Here is a 19398-nt window from a genome sequence, read left to right on the forward strand (position 1 = left end):
AGCGTGCGCTTTACGTGACATCCTTCTACATAAAGCACAGGCAGCCATTAGCTGCCTGTTAGGTGTTAATTACACACTGAACGATGCACCACAACCACATGTTGTCGTTGCATTTGGATTATTTACGAAGAAGCGCGCTCCTTCCAACCCTTCTGTGTAGTCAACAATACCGCCAACGAGATATTGCAGACTCATAGGGTCTACAACCAGTGTTACACCACTGTTTACGATTGTCGTATCGCCTTCGTTTACATTTTCATCAAAAGTAAAGCCGTATTGGAAGCCGCTGCAGCCGCCGCCAGTAATGTATACGCGCAGTTTCAATGCTGGGTTTTCTTCTTCAGCAATCAATGCTTTAACGCGAGATGCTGCTGCGTCAGAAAAAGATAATGGTACGTTTACTTCGCTCACGAAGACCTCTCTCACTCGTGTAATGCGTCAAGCCTGAAGCAAGACGTCAAATTTGTGCTAATTGAGACGATTATCCAATACCTGACAAACTCGTTCAAGTATTCGCCGCCGATTCTTTATAACAGATGCGGATATATAAGATTACACTGCGAAACAACACATAAATTAAGCAAAACGTTTCTAACTTGATTATAGCTAGGTACAATGCGCTCCACTTGGTCCGAGCAATCAAAAGAGGATAACCCCATGACCAAATCATCAGAGCTGTATCAAAAAGCTCAGCAAACCATCCCTGGCGGTGTCAATTCACCAGTTCGTGCATTCAACGGCGTTGGCGGCTCTCCGCTATTTATCGAACGAGCAGACGGTCCACTGATTTTTGATGCCGATGGTAAAGCGTATATTGATTACGTTGGCTCTTGGGGTCCAATGATTCTTGGCCACAACCACGCGGTTATCCGCGAGGCAGTAATTGATGCAGCGCAACGCGGTCTTAGCTTCGGTGCGCCAACAGAACTTGAAATCGCGATGGCAGAATTAGTTTCTGAGCTTGTTCCATCAATGGAGCAAATCCGCATGGTAAGTTCTGGTACTGAAGCTACGATGAGCGCGATTCGCCTTGCACGTGGCTTCACCGGTCGCGACAAGATCATGAAATTTGAAGGTTGTTACCACGGCCATGCTGACAGCTTGCTAGTAAAAGCAGGTTCTGGTGCACTAACACTAGGTCAACCAAGCTCTCCTGGCGTTCCTGCAGATTTTGCTAAGCACACGCTAACAGCAACATTCAACGACCTAGATTCTGTACGCGAGCTATTTGCTGCTAACAAAGGCGAAATTGCTTGTATCATCGTTGAGCCAGTAGCTGGCAACATGAACTGTATTCCACCAGTGGAAGGCTTCCACGAAGGGCTACGTGAAATCTGTGATCAAGAGGGCGCGCTACTAATTTTTGATGAAGTAATGACAGGCTTCCGTGTTGCTCTAGGCGGCGCGCAAGCACACTACAACATCAAACCCGACCTAACGACACTGGGTAAAGTGATTGGTGGCGGTATGCCAGTAGGTGCTTTCGGTGGCCGTAAAGAAGTGATGCAATACGTTGCACCTACAGGCCCAGTTTACCAAGCTGGTACCCTTTCCGGTAACCCTGTCGCAATGGCAGCAGGCTACGCATGTTTGAACCTTCTAAAAGAAGAAGGCAACGAAAAGCGCCTAGCTTCTAAAACGAAACAACTTGCTGAAGGTTTTAAGTCTCTAGCAGAAAAACACGGTATTCCGCTAGTTGTTAACCAAGTGGGCGGTATGTTCGGCTTCTTCTTCACTGACCAAGAAAAAGTAACTTGCTACGAAGACGTAACGAAGTGCGATGTAGAACGCTTCAAGCGTTTCTTCCACTTAATGCTAAAACACGGTGTCTACCTTGCGCCATCTGCGTTTGAAGCGAGCTTTACTTCACTCGCTCATGGTTCAAAAGAGATTGATGCCACACTAGAAGCGGCTGACCGCTGTTTTGCTGTTCTTGCAGAAGAAGCGAAATAATCGCTAAAAACGGCGATAACGCATTTAGAAAAGGACCGTAACGGTCCTTTTTTATTGCCAATTCAAAATAACCAATATCGCTAATACCCCAACGACAATGCCAAACCACGGTATTCGCTTAGCTTTTTTCTCGGTTTGACACTTTTTATCACCGTTGCAACAACCCATAGCTCATCTCTTGATTGATAACCGACTGATTTGTAGTCATTATAGCAAGGTACATCGCCCTGCTCTAATTCGGCATTGTCATAAGCTTGAAAGAGTTAAGAGTGCAAAGTAATAAAGGTTACACGCCATCATTGAAGGCATAAACCGTAAACGTCACCTGTAAGTTGGACTAATACCATGCCAAATAATGTAAAAATAACGTCGAGTCACCGAGTACTAATGGTTGCTTTACTCGCCGCTGCTTTTGCTTGCTACTTATTGGTTGAGCCATATATCAATTCCATTGTGATGGCTTTTATCATTTCTTTGCTCATGTTTCCGATACACGAATGGTTTGAGCAGAAAATTCCCAAGCACCCCAATATGGCGGCACTGCTGTCATGTGTCGTCTTGACGTTTATTATTGTTATCCCGCTTTTATTTGTGTTTGCCGCCATTGTTCAGCAAGGCTCTGTTTTCTCACAAAATACATATAATTGGGTTACCAATGGTGGTATCCAAGATATATTCCAACATCCTTTCGTTATCAAAGGCTTAGCGATTGTTAATGAGTACTTACCTTTTGATAAAATCGAGCCCAAAGCCATCGCTGAGAAAATTGGGCAATTTGCCACATCGTTTGGCTCTAACTTAGTTGCTATTAGCGCAAAGATTTTAGGAGACGCAACCAACTTCCTAATGAACTTCTTCCTAATGCTGTTTGTGTTGTTTTTTCTGCTTCGTGACCACGACAAAATTATCTCTGCGATTCGTCATATTCTGCCACTTTCACGTAGCCAAGAAGACCGAATATTGACAGAGATAGAGCAAGTTTCTAAATCAGCCGTAATGGGCTCATTCATGACGGCGATTGCTCAAGGTTTGGCTGGCGGCATCGGTATGTGGCTCGCCGGCTTCCCTGGGCTATTTTGGGGAACGATGATGGGCTTTGCATCATTCATTCCAGTGGTAGGAACCGCGCTAATCTGGATTCCTGCAGCAGCGTACTTGTTCTTAACAGGCGATATGACTTGGGCTATCTTTTTGACGGTGTGGAGTGTAGTTGTCGTTGGCTCTATAGATAACCTATTGCGCCCGTTGCTAATGCAAGGCAGCGCCGGCATGAATACCCTTATGATTTTCTTCTCATTACTGGGTGGTCTGCATCTGTTTGGTTTGATTGGTCTTATCTACGGCCCACTTATTTTTGCCGTGACCATGGTACTGTTTAATATCTACGAGGAAGAATTCAAAGACTTCCTTAACCAACAAGACAACAGCTAGTCACCGCTTAATCACTTCAAGCTTGGGGCAGATTGTGCGAAAATCTGCCCCAAATTATTTCTGATGAACCAAATTTATGTCTGCTTATATCGCTCCTAGCCAAATAGCTCAGCGCCAACTTGAATACTTCAACGGAAAACACGTTTTAGTCGCTGGTGAAGTTGAAGACCTATTTCCTCTTGAGTTAGTAGCTCATTGTGAGTCTGTTGAAGTGTTTACTTCCAACTATAGCTACTACCGCCAAATTCAAACCTCTGACAAAGTGAAAAGTCATTTTGGCTCTGTGTTTGATGTTGAAACAAAAGCAGACATGGTCCTTTTATACTGGCCAAAAGCAAAAGCCGAAGCAGAATACTTGCTGGCGATGTTGATGGCGAAACTGGGCATTAACACCGAAATCGTCATCGTTGGTGAAAACCGCTCCGGCATCAAGAGCATCGAGAAGATGTTCCAAGAATACGGCCCTGTGAACAAGTACGACTCTGCTCGTCGCTGCTCATTTTACTGGGGTAATTGCCTCAATGAACCAAAACCTTTCAACCAAGCAGATTGGTTTAAGTCTTACACTGTTACACTCGGTGAGCAGTCGCTAGCGGTTAAGAGCCTACCTGGCGTATTCAGCCATGGCGAGTTCGACTTAGGTAGCCGATTGCTGCTTGAAGCCTTACCTAAGCTGTCGGGCAAAGTGCTCGACTTTGGTTGTGGTGCAGGTGTACTCGGTGCGTTTATGGCGAAAGCGAATCCAGAGATCGCGATTGAGATGTGTGACATTAATGCTTATGCGATCACTTCTAGCCAAGCCACATTAGAAGCGAATGGTTTATCCGGACGCGTATTTGCATCAGATATATACTCGGATACCGCAAAAGACTACCGCTTTATCGTCAGCAACCCGCCATTCCACAGTGGTCTAGACACAAATTACAACGCAGCGGAAACCTTGTTGGGTCAGGCACCACAATATTTAACCAAAGACGGCGAAATGGTGATTGTCGCGAATAGTTTCTTAAAATACCCACCAATTATCGAGCGGGCGTTTAATAATTGCGAGACGCTAAATAAGACCAATAAATTTTCTATCTACTACGCGAAAAAATCATAACTTCCCCCGCGCGGGCACAAACCTGCGCGATTTTTTCTCATAAATTCAACACTCATAAGAAAAACTGCGTCACCCTGCACGCTTTACAACTAACTTTCTTGTCAAAGAAAAAAAACTCGTTAATTTTGTTAATTCTGTCTAGTTGAACATCTTATCCGTTTTTAACGAGAACCTCGGCAGCGAAGTATGTTTTAGAACTGCCCATTATGAGTTGTAATCTTATCCATGTTTAAATTCTACAAAAAACAGAAATTTAAGCGCCTTCAGAGTACACTGATGACCGCATTTCTAGTGCTCAGTATCACACCTCTTACCATTACTGCGATCTTTTTCTTGCAGTCCCACAGTAAAGATCTGCAAGAACAAAGCACCTCGCACTTACTGTCTGTTCGAGATACAAAACAGCAGCAAATCATCGACTACTTTGAGGCACGAGAAACCGAAGTCATGGGCTTTGTGCGCTCAGAGTTGGCTTACGCCAGTGGTGGCCGATTCTACGGTCTCATCAATGCTTTTAGTCGTTTAGGCAATGATATTGAAGAGTCTCGTAAAAACGCCCAACAGCGCTACATCGAGGGCAGCGGAGACCAAATCAAAACCTCAACGTTACCCGAGTCATCCAACTATGTAGGAAGTGAACGTTACCGGCTTTTACATAAACGCTATCATTGGGCCTACTTAGAGCTCCTCAAGCGCTCTGATTTTAATGACATTTTGCTGGTCGACATCAATGGTAACGTCACCTACTCGATCAACAAAGACGATAACTACGGAACGAACTTGTTATCAGGCCCCTACAAAGACTCGGCACTTGGCAAAACTTTCAAGCGTCTCGCCGATGATGTGACTGAACGTCGAAAAGTAAACGAAGACTACACTCCTGTGATTGTGTCTGACTTCGAGCTGGAAGGGGGGAAATCAGTCGCTTGGCTAGGTGCACCAATTGTTCAGCAAGGTTATCTACACAGCTATGCCATGTTCCGCTTGCCAAATAATGGCATCACTAAGTTAGCCGCAGACGCCAACCGAGAGTCATCAATTAACACCTTGCTGGTTGGAAATGATCACCAACCTCGCACAATTAACACGAAACAAGACGATATTAAGAACAGTTTAGAAGTGATCGATAAAGCACTCTCTGGTGCATTTGGTGTCGGCACTTACACAAACGGTTTAGGTGAAGAGATCATCGCGGCTTATGCACCGATTGAAACTCGTGGTGTGATTTGGGCGCTCGTCGTACAGTTACCAGAAAACGAAGCTTTCGCTCGTATCCATCAACTCGAAAAACTATTCGTTATCGCTATGTTGATCGCCATTATCCTTGTGGTGATCGCTTCTCACTATTTATCAAACTTTATCACTTCTCCGTTGCTGAAATTGACTTGGGTTGCCGAAAAGGTCTCTGCAGGTGATCTTGATGACACGTCTTTTAATACTGTTCGTAAAGATGAAATTGGTCGGCTTGCGTTAAGCTTTGAACGAATGCAACGCTCTATTCGAGAGAAGATTCAAACCATTAAGAAGCAAAATGAAGAACTAGAAAGCAACATACAGATCATTCAAAAACAGAATGAAGAACTGCAATTGGCCGATAAATTAAAAGATGAATTCTTAGCCACGACTTCTCATGAACTTCGTACACCGTTACACGGCATGGTCGGGATTGCTGAAACCTTAGCGTCCGGCGCCAATGGCGCGATCCCCGCTAGCCAGAAATATCAGCTTGATATCATCATTAAAAGTGGTCAGCGTCTCGCTAATCTAGTCGATGACTTGTTGGATTATCATAAAATGCGTTATGGAAGCATGGATATCCAGAAATCAGCAGTGAGTTTGGGCAGTGCAACACGATTGGTTTTAGAGCTTTCTAGCCATTTACTTGGAAGTAAAACCATCCGCATCATCAACCAAGTCCCAGCGGATTTAAAAGCAGTGTCAGCTGACCCGCAACGCCTTGAACAAGTGCTATATAACCTGATTGGCAATGCGATTAAATACACCTCAGAAGGTAAAATTGTTATCTCCGCTAATGTGGTAGATGATCATGTACGCGTACAAGTCGTGGATACTGGACAAGGAATTCCCGCAGAACAACTTGAGCATATTTTTGAACCACTTATCCAAGCAGGGCAAGACGCGAGCCGTTATCGTCAAGGTGCAGGGCTTGGGCTCTCCATTAGCCGGCAATTGATCGAATTAATGGGAGGCTCGTTATACGTCAGTAGCCAACCAATGGTCGGAACTACCTTCAGTTTCACTTTACCGCTCGCCAGTGAAGAAGAAATCCAAGCAACCCAGACTCTAGCTGCGCACGGGCACTTCCAAATTCCTGAAGTTAATGTAGAGAACAGCGAAGACTTATCACTTCCAGAGAACCCAGACGGCCCGTTACTGTATGTTGCTGACGATGAACCAGTAAACTTACGCGTGCTTGAAAGCTTTTTACGTTTAGAGGGCTATCGTGTGCGTACCGTCTCCGATGGGCCAGAAACGTTAGCGCTCGTCGAGCAAGAGAAGCCAGAACTTCTGTTATTGGATATCATGATGCCAGGCATGAGCGGCTACCAAGTTTGTAGTGAACTACGTGAAACCTATGATCATGCCGAGTTGCCAATCATTATGCTCACCGCACTCAGTCAAACAGAAGATCGTGTAAGAGGTTTTGAAGCAGGAGCCAACGACTATTTATCGAAACCATTTAATAAACAAGAGTTGGCGGCACGTATCCAAGCGCATTTAACGGCAAGTAAAGCAGAAATGCGCCATATGGAAAACAAAGTGCTAGAGTCTGAACTTAGACAGCGAGCAGTCGTTGAAGCAAGCTTACTTGAGACTCAAGGTCGTCTGTTGGAACAGCTAGAATCGGCTCCTGAAGCTATCATCTGTCTACGTGAAGACAAGCGTATTCGCTTTGCTAACGAAGCTGCTTGTAAGCTATTCAAGCGCAGCTTAGAACAGCTAAAGCGCTCATCTGCTGATGAGCTGATTGCCCCTAAATATCTAACCGTCAAACAACCTCATTACTGTGGCAAGATTGATATCTATATTGAAGATATTCGTCAGAACATCGAAGCAGACATTCTTAAGCTCCCTGAAGGTTCAGGGTTAGATATCATGTACATCTTTAATGTCGGCGGTGGAGCCAGTGCCGCTCGCATACATAATCTAGAAACCGCCGTAGAAGTGCTTTCAAGTTATGCATTTGATGGTGACAAAGACCAATTACAAAAGCTAAAAGAGCTTGGCGGAGAATTTACGCGCCTTGCAGACAAAGCGCTCGGTAATAAAAAAGACAAGCAAGAACTTATGCGAGAAGTTCTAGTAGACGCAATGACACATGCTTTAGAGTATTGGGAATCTGTAACGGGTGAAAGTAAGTTCGCATTTGCAGAGCAAAGTGGCTTGTGGCGCGTTTATCTAGACCGTAGTACTTTGCAAACACGCACTTTAGATAAATACATGCGTATAGAAACATTACCCAAAACACCACGTTGGAGAACGGTGCTAAGCTCGATAGAGTTCATTCTCGAACACTGCAAAGAACAGAGCCCCGAGAGAGCATACATAGAAGCACAACGAGATAAACTACAGCGACTATTGACCAGCTAATATTTATCAAAAAACTAGCCCAGCGTGCATGCTGGGCTTTTTTGTTATTCGAGTATTCCCTTCCTAGAGATAAAAGAGACCGCCTCTTCCTACCCCGTTAACATATTTCCAATAACGAACATTTGGTTAGACAACGCTATCTATTGTTGGTCTTCAAAACGTACGACCTTATCCATTTAACTTGTCTTAACTAGGTAAGTTCGAGCAACCGAAAAACTTCATTCATACAATAAAAAAAGGACAACAAACGGAAGAAAACTGTCGATAAAAAAGGCCATTTTTCAGATAACAAGCGGATTTTGACGAACTATTGATAGAGATTGCGAACTTAATCACAACAGAACGGCAGATTAATTTTTAGCTGATTAATTAACACCATTTCTGCATGTGAGCGAGATCTCCGAACCTAGAAACCAAGCAAGAAACGTATATTTAAAAAGGACCAAAAGGTTAGTAATCACCAACATTCATTATTAACAAGGATATAAACTGCGACGCATATCAACGTTTATTTTTTGGCCCAATGCTGGTTAAAATTAGCCAAAATAACGTTTATAACGGAGAGCTCAGAGATTTTAACGTTTTTAACGGGAATCAAGTTTGATTATTTTATGGATAAGGTGTTTTCTTACTCCTGCCTAAGGCCTACAGGCCACTCTTGGCGAAACTCAATGTTGTAATGAGTAAGGCATGTACAAGAGGTAGGTCTTAGAGAGTGTTTATCAATTGATGACATTCAATTCCATTTAGTGAAATGAAAGCAAATAGTAAGGAACAGCTATGCTTGCCAATATTAAAAAAACAGCACTAGCAACAGCAATTATTGCAACGGCTACTACAGGTTTTGCATCGGTAGCTACTGCGGCTGAACGCAGTGAACTGACTATCCACCCTAAAGAGTTTACAACTTTCGTTCGTAACTTTAACCCTTTCTTGGGTGCAACTAACCTGCACACAACAACCGACTTTATTTACGAGCCGCTCGTTGTTTTTAACGAAATGCACGGTAATACGCCTGTATTTCGTCTAGCAGAAAACTTTACCATGGCTGATGACCTGATGAGCGTAACCTTCGATATCCGTAAGGGCGTAAAATGGTCTGATGGCAAAGCGTTTACCGCTGATGATGTTGTTTACTCTTTCAACCTAGTTAAAGAGAAGCCAGAGCTAGACCAATCTGGTATCAACTCTTGGGTGACTGGCGTAGAAAAAGTTAACGACTACCAAGTTAAATTCCGTCTAAGCGAAGCAAACTCAAACGTTCCTTACGAAATTGCGAAAGTACCCGTCGTACCTAAGCACGTATGGAGCAAAGTAAAAGATCCAGCAACATTCACAAACGAAAATCCAGTAGGCAGTGGTCCATTTACTGAAATCGACACTTTCACACCGCAGCTATATATCCAGTGTGAGAACCCGAATTATTGGGATGCTGACAACCTAGATGTAGATTGTCTGCGTGTGCCACAAATCGCGAACAACGACCAATTCTTGGGCAAAATCGTTAACGGAGAAATGGACTGGACGTCTTCATTCGTACCAGACATCGACCGTACGTACGCTGCAGCAAGTCCGAATCACCACTACTGGTACCCACCAGCGGGTACTCAAGCATTTGTAGTGAACTTCAAAAACCCAGACGCTGCGAAAAACGAAGCACTAACTAACGTTGACTTCCGTCGTGCGTTCTCTATGGCGCTAGACCGTCAAACTATCATTGATATCGCTTTCTACGGCGGCGGTACAGTGAACGACTTCGCATCTGGCCTTGGCTACGCATTCGAAGCTTGGTCTGATGAAGAGACGCACAACAAGTACAAAGGCTACAACACATACAACGCGGAAGGTGCGAAAAAGCTTCTAGCTAAAGCTGGCTTCAAAGATGTAAACAAAGATGGCTTTGTGGATACACCATCTGGCAAGTCTTTCGAGCTTCTAATTCAATCACCAAACGGTTGGACTGACTTCAACAACACAGTACAACTAGCCGTTGAGCAACTAGCAGAAGTGGGCATTAAAGCTCGTGCTCGTACACCGGACTTCTCGGTATACAACCAAGCAATGCTAGAAGGTACTTACGACGTTGCTTACACCAACTACTTCCACGGTGCAGATCCACACTTGTACTGGGATAGTGGCTACAACTCGAAGCTACAAGCTGGTGACGGCATGCCTCGCTTTGCAATGCACTTCTACAAGAACGATAAGCTAGACGGTCTTCTTAACAGCTTCTACAAGACAGCAGATAAGCAAGAACAGCTAGAGATCGCTCATGGCATTCAGAAGATCATTGCTCAGGACCAAGTAACTATTCCTGTGCTATCTGGCGCGTACATGTACCAATACAACACAACTCGCTTCACTGGTTGGTGGAACGAAGAAAACCCTAAGGGCCGTCCAAACATTTGGGCAGGTATCCCAGAGCGTCTACTTCACGTACTGGACCTAAAACCAGTTAAATAAGTAGAAGTTCATTTCAAGCGGCATACATCCCGTGTGCCGCCTATAAAAATCCCTTGTTAACGAAACCAATATGTGGCGCTCGTCGTCAGGGGATTTTTCGCTCTAAATTTCGCTAGGAGCGACCTGAAACCAGAAACAGGGAAAAATCTGGGTGAGTAAGGTGTGAGTTATGGGTTATTTTTTAAGACGTTTGTCGTTCTATCTTGTCGCGCTCTTAGTTGCAGCGACGTTAAACTTTATTATTCCGCGAGCAATGCCTGGTGACCCAGTTACCATGATGTTTGCTAATGCTTCAGTACAGGTGACTCCAGAACGAATCGCAGCAATGAAAGAACTGCTCGGTTTCGTTGATGGGCCAATTTACATTCAGTACTTCTCGTACATTAAAAACATTCTAAGTTGGGAATTGGGCACCTCAATCCAGTTCTACCCACTTTCAGTTAATTCTTTACTAGGTAGTGCATTTGGCTGGTCACTATTTCTAGCTGGTACTGCGGTTGTACTTTCTTTCTCCATCGCTTCTGTCCTTGGTATTTTTGCCGCCTGGAAGCGCGGTAGTAAGTACGATGCATTCGTAACGCCTGGCACATTGATCATTCAAGCTATTCCACAAATGGTTATCGCAATGTTAGCGCTGTTTACCTTTGCGATTGGCCTGAAATGGTTCCCATCTGGCTATGCTTACACGCCAGGTACTATTCCTGATTGGACAAGCTGGGAGTTCATCAAGAACGTGGGTTACCACGCTGTACTACCTCTATTCTGTGCAACCATCGTTCAAATTGGTGGCTTCCTAGTTAACATGCGTAACAACATGATCAACCTTCTCGCCGAAGACTATATCACGATGGCTAAAGGTAAAGGGCTGAGTGAAAACCGCGTCGTCTTTAATTACGCCGCACGTAACGCACTACTTCCAAGTGTTACCGCACTGTCTATGTCTTTAGGTATGGCCATTGGAGGTCAATTAATCATCGAGATGATTTTCAACTACCCAGGCCTAGGTACTGTTCTATTGAACGCAATTCACGCTCGTGACTACCAAGTACTTCAAGGTCAGTTAATTATCATGACGATGTTCATGCTGTGCTTCAACTTAATGGCTGACATGCTGTACATGATTCTAGACCCTCGCCTACGTACGGGAGGCAAATAATCATGAAAGAACTATTCAAACTTATTTTAGGTAACGCATTCGCTCGCATTGGTCTTGGCATTGTTACGCTGTTCGTGTTCGTTGCGATTGCCGCTCCTTTACTCACAAAGCATGCGCCAGACAAGCGAACCGGTAACCCGCACGAATACCCAAGCTTTGTTTTAAAACAGGCACAAAACAATCCTGATGGTTGGGTCGCTAAAAACCTAGCAGACGATCGTCGTACGCTGATTATGTCTAAAAAGGCCGACCACGTATTAGGTACTAGCCGAATGGGTCGCGATATCTGGTCGCAAGTGGCTTACGGTGCACGAGTATCACTGGGTGTAGGCTTTGGCGCTGGCATCATCGTGTGCTTCTTAGCAACAGTCATTGGTATATCGGCAGGTTACTTCGGCGGCAAAGTGGATGACGTATTGAGTGCCGCGATGAACATCATGTTAGTAATCCCGCAGTATCCATTGCTATTCGTGTTGGCGGCCTTTATCGGTGAAGCAGGCCCACTCACCATTGCCTTGATTATCGCTGGTACTTCTTGGGCATGGGGTGCACGTGTTGTCCGCTCTCAAACTATGGCACTACGCGAGAAAGAGTTCGTTAAAGCTGCCGAAGTATTGGGAGAGTCTTCATTCCGCATCATCTTCGTTGAGATTTTACCAAACCTTATCCCAATTGTCGGTGCGAGCTTCATTGGCTCAGTAATGCTGGCGATCAACACTGAAGCGGTCATTTCGTTCCTAGGTTTGGGTGATGCCAACACGATCAGTTGGGGCATCATGCTTTACAACGTGCAAACCTCATCAGCCATGCTGATTGGCGCATGGTGGGAAGTACTAGCACCTTGTATTGCCCTAACACTACTGGTTACTGGTCTTGCTCTGTTGAACTTTGCCGTTGACGAAATTGCGAACCCTCAACTTCGTTCTCACAAAGGCATGAAACGCTGGAAAAAACTAGCAGCAAAAGACAAGAAAGAGCGTGAGCCTGAACTGGCACCACAAAATGCACTATGGAGCGGAGATAAATACTCATGACTGCACCACTAATTTCCATCCGTAACCTATGCGTAGACTACATCACAGACGCGGGCGATGTCCGCGCCTGTAACAACGTGAGCTTCGACATTGCACCAGGTGAAGTATTCGGTCTGGCTGGTGAATCTGGCTGTGGCAAATCCACTGTTGCCTTCTCACTAATGCGCCTTCATAAGCCACCAGCGTTTATCACAGGTGGTGAGGTTATCTTCAACGGTGAAGATATCCTTCAGTACAGCGATGATCGCATGCAAGCGTTCCGCTGGAGTGAAATGTCGATGGTATTCCAGAGTGCGATGAACGCTTTGAACCCTGTTCTAACCATGGAAGAGCAGTTCTGTGACGTCATCATGCGTCATACCAATATGACTCGCGCTCAAGCAAAAACACGCGCTGAAGGTCTGCTGGAAATCGTTGATATCCACCCTAGCCGATTGAGTGATTACCCGCACCAGTTCTCTGGTGGTATGCGTCAACGTCTAGTAATCGCAATCGCTTTGGCTCTGAACCCAAAAATGATCATCATGGACGAACCGACTACCGCATTGGATGTAGTGGTTCAACGTGAAATTCTACAAAAAATTTACGCGCTTAAAGAAGAGTTTGGTTTCTCAATTCTGTTCATCACACATGACTTGTCATTGATGGTCGAGTTCTCGGATCGTATCGGCATCATGTACTCAGGTGAGTTGATTGAAGTCGCGCCTTCTAAGCAAATTCTGGAAAGTCCTTACCACCCTTACACCAAAGGTTTGGGTAGCTCTTTCCCTCCACTAACTGGACCAAAGACCAAATTGACTGGTATTCCAGGTAACCCGTTGAACTTGCTAGAAGTACCACGGGGCTGCCGCTTCCAAGCTCGTTGCGATCGCGTACATGAAGCATGTACACGTGTACCAACCCAATTACGTCAAATTGAACCAGGTCGCCTCTCAAATTGCCATTTGTACGGCGACACCATTGCTCAAGCTAAGGTTTAACAACAAAAAAACGCTAGCTAAGAACAAAAATTACACTGGAGAGAATTATGAGCAAACAATTCGGCGAACTGCTGATTGAGGGTAAAAATGTCGTTAAGGACTTCCCTTTAAACAGTAACTCAATCAAACAATCTAAGATGCGCGCAATCAACGACGTCTCTTTCAAAATGTACAAGAGCCGCGGCTTGTCAGTGGTAGGTGAATCTGGTTCAGGTAAGTCTACTACTGCAAAAATGATTGCAAAAATGTACGCACCAACCGATGGCATCATTGAGTACAAAGGTCGTGATATCCAAGACATCACCTCTCGTCACGATTTAATGACCTACCGTGAAGGTGTACAAATGGTGTGGCAAGACCCGTTTGGCTCGCTAAACCCAACGCACAATATCTTCCACCATATTGCGCGCCCGCTGCTGATTCATAAGAAAGTAGCACCGGGCAACAAGAAAGAACTGGAAGAGCGTGTGTACGACCTACTTGAACAAGTTGGTCTTATTCCACCAAAAGAAACGGCGCAAAAGTTCCCGCACCAGCTATCTGGCGGTCAGCGTCAACGTGTAAACCTAGCTCGTAACATCGCAGTTGGTGCTGAAGTGGTATTGGCGGATGAGCCAACATCGATGCTCGATGTATCAATCCGTGCCGGTGTTCTGAACTTGATGGAAGAGATGAAGTTCGAGAAACAAATGTCTCTGCTTTACATCACTCACGACATCGCAACAGCGCGTTACATTGCTGAAGATCTCGCGGTCATGTACGTAGGTCACATGGTTGAATGGGGCGATACTGAAGAAATCATTCACGATCCTCAACACCCATATACGCAACTGTTGGTATCTGCGGTTCCAGATCCATCGAAGTCTATTCACGAGAAACTGAAAGGCAACAAAGGGGAAATCCCACTTTGGACACCAGAATCTGTCGGCTGTCCATTTGCTGGACGTTGTGTACACGCTACCGACAAATGTCGCGAACGACTACCGGGCGTCACTCAACTGTCCGACAACCACTTTGTCCGCTGTTACTTATTTGAAGATTAATCATAACGAGGGTCAGGTTCAGCCTGACCCATTCCTGTTTTTATCGTTTCCCGGAGACATTGAATGCTGCTACTGACTAACCACATTGGTTATGAACGTCTGGGCCCAAAGAAAGCCATTATCCAGACCGAACAACCACACTTGTCTTCTTACACTGCTCAATTGATTTGTGCCACTAGCGAGCAAACCGTGGCAACTTTTGCGGTTGAAGAACAAGGTAAAGTGGCGAACTGGCATCAGGGCTATTTCTACCTCATCGACTTTTCCTCTTTCACAACGTCAGGTGACTATTTCTTGCAAGTAGAAGATACGCGCTCTTCCTCTTTCATCGTTGGCGAACACATTCTGTTGGATCAAACTTTGTCAGATGTGATCCACTACTTCAAATCGCAACGTTGCGGCGGGATCTTCGATAAACAAGATCGACAACTTCCAGTACTAAACTCCAATAAAAAGGTTGATGTACACGGCGGCTGGTACGACGCATCAGGAGACGTTAGCAAGTATTTAAGTCACCTTTCATACGCGAATTATTTGAATCCTCAACAAACCCCAATGGTGGTTTGGAACATCCTAAAAGGGGTTTCATTGCTTGAAGGAAGCGAAGACATTGCAGCTTTCACACGTACACGTCTGATTGAAGAAGCCCTGTTCGGTGCAGACTTTCTTGTGCGTATGCAAAACGAAAAAGGCTTTTTCTACATGACGGTCTTTGACAAGTGGAGCAAAGATACTGCGCAACGCGAGATTTGCGCGTACGAAACTCAACTTGGTCACAAATTTGACGACTATCAAGCAGGCTTTCGACAAGGTGGCGGTGTCGCCATTGCAGCGCTAGCGGCAGCGTCGCGTTTAAGTGTTCACGGTGAATACGATCAACAAAAATACCGCAACGCTGCCGAAAATGGTTACTGGCACTTAAAAGAGCACAATACGCAGTACCTCAATGATGGGGAAGAAAACATTATCGACGAATACTGTGCGCTACTGGCTTGTGTAGAACTGTTTAAAACAACCAAAGAAACTCGCTACTTGGAAGAGAGCCGTTTGTGGGCGCAACGTTTAGTTGCACGCCAAATGAGCGACGAGCAGATTCAACACTTTTGGTCAGCAAACCAAGACGGCAGCCGTCCATATTTTCACGCAGCCGAAGCTGGTCTACCAGTTATTGCCCTATGCGAATATCTATCAATTGAAGACGACTCAGCACGAGCGGAATCGGTAAAACGTATCGTCAACCTAGCGTGTGAGTTTGAGATCACAATATCGAATAAAGTGATCAACCCATTCGGTTACCCTCGCCAATATGTTAAAGGCGTAAATGAGTCAAAACGCGAGGCATTTTTTGTCGCACACAACAATGAATCCGGCTATTGGTGGCAAGGCGAGAATGCTCGACTGGGCTCACTCGCGACCATGGCGTACCTTGCTCAACCGCATATAGCGTCGCAAGAAGTACAGCAACAACTTTCTGTGTTTGCTCAAGATGCATTGAACTGGGTTGTAGGCTTAAACCCATACGACATGTGCATGCTAGATGGCCATGGTCGTAACAACCCTGATTACCTCCCTCAATATGGTTTCTTCAACGCAAAAGGTGGCGTGTGTAACGGAATCACTGGCGGCTTTGAAGACGAGGAAGACATTGCATTTAACCCACCAGCACAAAAAGAAGACGTGTTACAAAACTGGCGCTGGGGCGAACAATGGATCCCGCATGGCGCTTGGTACTTACTCGCGATAATGAGTCAAGCTCAGCATGTTTCTCAGTTGGCGACCTCTAAAAATATGAAGGAAGAATAATCATGGGAATGTATTTTGTCGGTATCGATGGTGGCGGCACGTCATGTCGAGCCAGGATTAAAGATTCACAAGGTAATTTTCTTGGCGAGGCCAAAAGCGGCAGTGCCAACATCATGCTAGGTGCTGAAATAGCAATGGCTTCGATTCTTGAATCCATCACTTCGGCTACCGAGCAAGGCGGTCTGACACACCAAGATTTCGCGTCGATGCACGTCGGCTTAGCCCTTGCTGGCGCAGAGCACAAAGCATCTTGGCAAGCCTTCATGTCTCTTCCTCATCCATTTGCCAGTATAACTCTGAATACCGATGCTTACGGTGCGTGCGTTGGTGCGCACAATGGCGAAGATGGCGCAATCATGATTGCGGGAACCGGTTCTTGTGGCATCTACCTTAAAGGATTGGAGCAACACGTTGTCGGTGGTCGTGAGTTCCCTATTTCGGATCAAGGTGGCGGCGCAGTGATGGGGCTACGCCTAGTTCAGCAAGTTTTGTTAGCTGAAGATGGCATCAGAGAAAAAACGCCCCTAGCACAACACGTTATGACGCATTTCGAAAATGAGGTCGACAACGTGGTGGCGTGGTCAAAACAGGCGCTTCCTCGTGATTATGGGCAGTTTTCTCCGGCTATTTTCCAACATGCGGAACAAGGCGATGCACTGGCCATTGAAATGCTGAAGCAAACCGCAGCGGATATAGAAATGTTTCTCGTGGCATTAAACAAGCGCGGCGCAACACGTATTTGTTTAATGGGCAGCATAGCTGAACGCATTGTACGTTGGCTTTCACCACCAGTTCAGCAATGGATTGTTGAGCCACAGTTTGACGCGATTGAAGGCGCAATTATGTTTGCTGGCAAACCAGAACATAACCTTTACTCGCTCAGTGCGGCGTAGGAGTAGATATGGAATATCGTGTTGATCTCGTAGTCCTTTCTGAGCAGAAACAAAACTGCCGCTTTGGCCTCACCTTTCATAACTTGAGCGACCAAGACCTAAACAGCTGGAGCTTAACTTTCGCTTTCGATCGTTACATTCTTCCAGACAGCGTTTCAAATGGTCAACTGACTCAAATTGGTAGTTTTTGCACACTTAAGCCAGAAGGGGTGGTACTGGCTGCCAACCATCACTATTACTGTGAATTCAGTATTGGTTCGAACCCATTCCGTTATTACTCGGATGGCTTTAACGAAGCGATGATCAACTTTGTCGTTGATGGAAACCCACAGCGCGCACAAGTGGATGTCACGCCTATCGTATTAGCTTCACCATACCGTGAACGCAGTGAGATTCCTGCAAGTTTAACCCATGCACAGCCCTTGCTGCCAAAACCAAACCATATTGAGGTCAGCGATCACTATTTTAGCTTTGATCATCATGCTGGCGTCGCGGTTTATTCAAGCCTGGCCAATTCAGCTAAAGAATGGCTACTTGATGAGCTTAAGCGCATTCACCAATTTGAGTTCGCATCAGACAATGGCAGTCAGATCATCTTCAAAGGCAACCCAACCTTGGATGAAGGCGCTTACAAACTGAAAGTAGCCGAAGAGTCAATCAAAATTGAAGCAGGATCTTCGTCTGGTTTTACCCATGCTTGTGCAACGTTATTACAACTAATCAAAGTTGGCGATCAACCTAACTCAATGGAAGTAGTTTGCTGTTCAATCAAGGACAGGCCACGTTTTCGTTACCGCGGTATGATGCTGGATTGTGCTCGTCATTTTCACTCCGTTAAGCAAGTCAAACGCTTGATCAACCAACTGGCTCATTACAAGTTCAATACGTTCCATTGGCATCTTACCGACGATGAGGGTTGGCGAATTGAAATCAAATCACTGCCTCAACTGACCGATATTGGTGCTTGGCGCGGATTGGATGAGATCAATGAACCACAGTACACGCACTTTGATGAACGTTACGGCGGCTTCTACACACAAGAAGACATCAAAGACGTTATCGAATTTGCATCGCAACGCGGCATCACCATCATTCCTGAAATTGATGTACCTGGTCATTGCCGAGCCGCCATCAAGTCGTTACCACACCTATTGGTAGAAGCGGAAGATACCACCGAATACCGCAGTATTCAGCATTACAACGACAACGTCATTAACCCTGCTCTGCCGGGGAGTTATGAATTTATCGACAAAGTGCTAGAAGAAGTCTCTGCACTTTTTCCTGCGCCTTACGTTCATATTGGTGCCGACGAAGTACCTAACGGCGTATGGTCAAAAAGCCCAGCATGCCAAGCACTAATGGAACAACTGGGTTACAGCGACTACAAAGATTTGCAAGGACACTTCTTGCGTTATGCCGAAGACAAACTTCGTAAATTGGGCAAACGCATGCTGGGCTGGGAAGAAGCTCAACACGGCGACAAAGTCAGTAAAGATACGGTGATCTACTCATGGCTAAGCGAAGAAGCGGCATTGAACTGTGCTCGCCAAGGCTTTGATGTGGTGCTGCAACCAGCACAAACCACTTACCTAGATATGACCCAAGACTACGCACCTGAAGAACCGGGCGTGGACTGGGCAAACCCACTGCCACTAGAAAAAGCTTACAACTACGAGCCGCTCGCTGAAGTGCCTGCTGACGACCCAATACGTAAGCGCATTTGGGGCATTCAAACAGCATTATGGTGCGAAATCATCAACAACCCATCGCGCATGGACTACATGATTTTCCCTCGCCTAACTGCCATGGCAGAAGCATGTTGGACTGAAAAACAACACCGCGATTGGACCGACTATTTATCACGTTTGAAAGGTCACCTTCCTCTGCTCGACTTGCAGGGAGTGAATTACCGTAAACCGTGGAAGTAA

General features: G+C 45.5%; 13 protein-coding genes. 12 read left to right on the forward strand and 1 reads right to left on the reverse strand.

Features of this window, described 5'->3' with window-relative positions; translation table 11 throughout:
* Positions 1-69: 69 nt before the first annotated feature.
* Positions 70-411 (reverse strand): iron-sulfur cluster insertion protein ErpA, encoded by a 342-nt coding sequence (gene erpA, locus R7Z77_RS03495; protein WP_005380031.1) that lies wholly within the window; start codon positions 409-411, stop codon positions 70-72.
* A 246-nt stretch (positions 412-657) separates the two neighbouring features.
* Between erpA and hemL the strand changes: the two genes are divergently transcribed.
* The 12 genes from hemL to R7Z77_RS03555 all read left to right on the forward strand — a co-directional run bounded on the left by hemL (position 658) and on the right by R7Z77_RS03555 (position 19398).
* Complete coding sequence (hemL, locus tag R7Z77_RS03500; protein WP_005380032.1) at positions 658-1953, forward strand: glutamate-1-semialdehyde 2,1-aminomutase; 1296 nt, start codon at positions 658-660, stop codon at positions 1951-1953.
* A 345-nt stretch (positions 1954-2298) separates the two neighbouring features.
* Positions 2299-3384: an AI-2E family transporter gene (locus R7Z77_RS03505; RefSeq protein WP_005386541.1), complete on the forward strand. Its 1086-nt coding sequence runs from the start codon at positions 2299-2301 to the stop codon at positions 3382-3384.
* A 76-nt stretch (positions 3385-3460) separates the two neighbouring features.
* Positions 3461-4486, forward strand: a complete 1026-nt coding sequence (rsmC, locus tag R7Z77_RS03510) for a 16S rRNA (guanine(1207)-N(2))-methyltransferase RsmC (RefSeq protein WP_033905578.1) — start codon at positions 3461-3463, stop codon at positions 4484-4486.
* Positions 4487-4711: 225 nt separating this feature from the next.
* A complete protein-coding gene (locus tag R7Z77_RS03515) occupies positions 4712-8098 on the forward strand; it encodes a response regulator (protein ID WP_318136600.1) in 3387 nt (1128 codons plus the stop codon).
* 780 nt (positions 8099-8878) lie between these two features.
* Complete coding sequence (locus tag R7Z77_RS03520; protein ID WP_005380037.1) at positions 8879-10561, forward strand: ABC transporter substrate-binding protein; 1683 nt, start codon at positions 8879-8881, stop codon at positions 10559-10561.
* A 169-nt stretch (positions 10562-10730) separates the two neighbouring features.
* Entirely contained in the window at positions 10731-11717 is a 987-nt protein-coding gene (locus R7Z77_RS03525; protein WP_005380038.1) for an ABC transporter permease, read from the forward strand.
* Between the two features lie 2 nt (positions 11718-11719).
* Complete coding sequence (locus R7Z77_RS03530) at positions 11720-12751, forward strand: ABC transporter permease (protein WP_318136601.1); 1032 nt, start codon at positions 11720-11722, stop codon at positions 12749-12751.
* Entirely contained in the window at positions 12748-13731 is a 984-nt protein-coding gene (locus tag R7Z77_RS03535) for an ABC transporter ATP-binding protein (protein WP_005380040.1), read from the forward strand. Before R7Z77_RS03530 ends, R7Z77_RS03535 begins: the two co-directional genes overlap by 4 nt.
* A 47-nt stretch (positions 13732-13778) precedes the next feature.
* Positions 13779-14774, forward strand: a complete 996-nt coding sequence (locus R7Z77_RS03540) for an ABC transporter ATP-binding protein (RefSeq protein WP_005380041.1) — start codon at positions 13779-13781, stop codon at positions 14772-14774.
* Between the two features lie 63 nt (positions 14775-14837).
* Positions 14838-16577 carry a glycoside hydrolase family 9 protein gene (locus R7Z77_RS03545; protein ID WP_033905580.1) on the forward strand — a complete coding sequence of 580 codons (1740 nt, stop codon included), beginning with the start codon at positions 14838-14840 and terminating at the stop codon, positions 16575-16577.
* 2 nt (positions 16578-16579) lie between these two features.
* A complete protein-coding gene (locus R7Z77_RS03550) occupies positions 16580-17470 on the forward strand; it encodes an N-acetylglucosamine kinase (protein WP_318136602.1) in 891 nt (296 codons plus the stop codon).
* A gap of 8 nt (positions 17471-17478) precedes the next feature.
* Entirely contained in the window at positions 17479-19398 is a 1920-nt protein-coding gene (locus tag R7Z77_RS03555) for a beta-N-acetylhexosaminidase (protein WP_033905581.1), read from the forward strand.

It is taken from the genome of Vibrio sp. 1401, assembly GCF_033340295.1.

Coding starts and splice junctions, on each gene's coding strand:
- hemL (WP_005380032.1), top strand. CDS start 658: ATGACCAAATCATCAGAGCTGTATCAAAAAGCTCAGCAAACCATCCCT.
- R7Z77_RS03505 (WP_005386541.1), top strand. CDS start 2,299: ATGCCAAATAATGTAAAAATAACGTCGAGTCACCGAGTACTAATGGTT.
- rsmC (WP_033905578.1), top strand. CDS start 3,461: ATGTCTGCTTATATCGCTCCTAGCCAAATAGCTCAGCGCCAACTTGAA.
- R7Z77_RS03515 (WP_318136600.1), top strand. CDS start 4,712: ATGTTTAAATTCTACAAAAAACAGAAATTTAAGCGCCTTCAGAGTACA.
- R7Z77_RS03520 (WP_005380037.1), top strand. CDS start 8,879: ATGCTTGCCAATATTAAAAAAACAGCACTAGCAACAGCAATTATTGCA.
- R7Z77_RS03525 (WP_005380038.1), top strand. CDS start 10,731: ATGGGTTATTTTTTAAGACGTTTGTCGTTCTATCTTGTCGCGCTCTTA.
- R7Z77_RS03530 (WP_318136601.1), top strand. CDS start 11,720: ATGAAAGAACTATTCAAACTTATTTTAGGTAACGCATTCGCTCGCATT.
- R7Z77_RS03535 (WP_005380040.1), top strand. CDS start 12,748: ATGACTGCACCACTAATTTCCATCCGTAACCTATGCGTAGACTACATC.
- R7Z77_RS03540 (WP_005380041.1), top strand. CDS start 13,779: ATGAGCAAACAATTCGGCGAACTGCTGATTGAGGGTAAAAATGTCGTT.
- R7Z77_RS03545 (WP_033905580.1), top strand. CDS start 14,838: ATGCTGCTACTGACTAACCACATTGGTTATGAACGTCTGGGCCCAAAG.
- R7Z77_RS03550 (WP_318136602.1), top strand. CDS start 16,580: ATGGGAATGTATTTTGTCGGTATCGATGGTGGCGGCACGTCATGTCGA.
- R7Z77_RS03555 (WP_033905581.1), top strand. CDS start 17,479: ATGGAATATCGTGTTGATCTCGTAGTCCTTTCTGAGCAGAAACAAAAC.